This window comes from Frankia sp. CoWAU3, assembly GCF_977971855.1.
This window is the reverse complement of record NZ_CDWWXB010000202.1, coordinates 1-1,885: the sequence shown is the minus strand read 5'-3', so window position 1 is coordinate 1,885 and position 1,885 is coordinate 1. Positions and strand designations below refer to the sequence as shown.

General features: G+C 69.3%; 3 protein-coding genes. All 3 read right to left on the bottom strand.

Features of this window, described 5'->3' with window-relative positions; all coding sequences use genetic code 11:
* The coding region (locus AC08ON_RS15190; RefSeq protein ID WP_476617201.1) for a toll/interleukin-1 receptor domain-containing protein at window positions 1-467 on the bottom strand (467 nt) is incomplete at its 3' end.
* Window positions 460-1,044: a hypothetical protein gene (locus AC08ON_RS15185; RefSeq protein WP_476608493.1), complete on the bottom strand. Its 585-nt coding sequence runs from the start codon at window positions 1,042-1,044 to the stop codon at window positions 460-462. The genes AC08ON_RS15190 and AC08ON_RS15185, both read right to left, overlap by 8 nt.
* The coding region (locus tag AC08ON_RS15180; protein WP_476617200.1) for an LGFP repeat-containing protein at window positions 1,044-1,885 on the bottom strand (842 nt) is incomplete at its 5' end. The genes AC08ON_RS15185 and AC08ON_RS15180, both read right to left, overlap by 1 nt.

The following is a 1,885-nucleotide window of genomic DNA, read 5'->3' as shown; positions in this document are numbered from 1 at the left end:
GGGTAGGGGCAGCGGATCTCCTCGCCGGCTGGCGGCGGTTGGGCGAGGAGGACACGCAGCCGGGCGGCTTGCGCCTCCCAGTGGCGGCGATCAGTGAAATCGAGCCGAACCCGGAAGCCGACACGCGGCGGGATGTCGCAGGGCTCCCTCAGCACCGGGACGACCTTCGCGGTGGCGGTGGTGCCGCCCGCGAAGGTGCCACCGGCGGTGACGTCCTGGTAGGAGGCCAGCAGTTCCCCGAAGGCAGCCCACCTGTCGGTCAGGTAGGCCGGCGTCAGCACCACCACGGTGGCGCGGCTGCCGAGAACCGCCCGCTCGAACGCGGCGACGATCGGCTCGCCCGGCGGGAAGCCGTCGGCGGTGATCACCTGGTCGGGGCGCAGCCCGAGGGCGGGCGTGAGATAGCCGGCGACCCACTCGCGGTCGGCCTCCGCGTAGCTGAGAAAGACCCGGTCCCCCTCAGCCATGCTGAGGTGTCGACGACGTCCCCGGCTCCCCGCGCCCGTTGGAACCCGGCGTTGGCGTCTGCTCCGGGCTGGGGGTGTCGTCGGGCCCGAAGCGGGCACGCGCGGTGGTGTCGCCGATGAACGTGATGGTGCATTCACGCTCTTGCGAACCCGTGCAGGTGTCCTGGCCGCGCCCTGGGCCGGTGACCTCCCACCGGACGAAAGACTCTATGGGATCCGCCGCGAGCGTGATCCGCTGCCCGGCGCGCACCGGGTAGGTGCACGTCGGAGGACAATGAGCCGTCCCCACCGTGACCACGCCGTCGTCATCGACGACGACCGACAGGTGATAGGTCGTGGATCCACCCCTCGAGCCGGTGTGGCGGGTGGCTCCAGGGACCGAGCCGGACGCCGGATCGGTGGTGGTACTGACAGCCGGACCGGGATCGGGAATCAGTTCGTGGTCGTCATGCGACGAACCACACGCTCCCAGCGTGACCAACGCCGCCACGCTCAGGATCATCGCCAGGCGCGGGCGCGTCCGGCGCGGCGCCGACATACGGGCCGACCCGGCGGGCGCGGTCTCCCCCGGCGTCATCAGCGGACCTCCACGCCGTGGCCGTTCCAGAACAGTGATCCCGACTGGAATCGCTGCAGCCGCCCGCCCTGGTAGTCCTCCTCAGCCCCGACCGGGTAGCCCAGTCGGCTCCGTTCCCATCCGAGGCTGGCCCACTTCGCCCGAATGGCGCCGTAGATCTCGTGCGCGTCGGTCGCCACCGTCCAGTAGATCGACGCGTCGTAGACATGCCCGTCGGCGGCGAACTTCCGGAAGTGGTTGTAGCGCCCTCGCCCATCCGGGGTCGGCAGTTCGTCGGTGATCGGATAACCGAACTGCTCACGTCCCAGCTGCTCCCAGCGGGTACCGATTCGGCCCCAGACCGCGTGCGCTCCTACATTGGGATCGGGATGCCAGTAGATGATCCCCCGCTCGAACGTCACGTAGCGGCCGACCCCGTCCGGCACGCCCTCCTCGTTGCTGACCGGAAAGCCGAGCGGGCCGTCCGAGTACCTCAGCCCGGCCCACCTCTCCAGAATCCCGCCGTACACCGCGTGCCCGTGCATGTCGACCGGGCGGAGTTCGTATTTCAGGTGGGCGGAGTTTCCCGCGCCGACCACGCAGCCCGCATGGAAGGCAAATCTCTGCTCACCCTCAAGCGTCGCACTGCCGGTGTTGCTGCCGGTGAACGGATTGTCCCAGCTGAGGTGGAGTGTGGTCGGAAGATCGCCGACCCGGTAGGTCACCGTACCCTCGGTACCGGTCATGACGCTGCCGGACTTGCTCTGCGAGCCGAAGACATCGGTGATCCTCGCCAGAATCTCCAGGCTCGGCGGTTCGGCGAATCCACCGTGGCTGTGCGAATCGCCAGCCACCCGTAGCA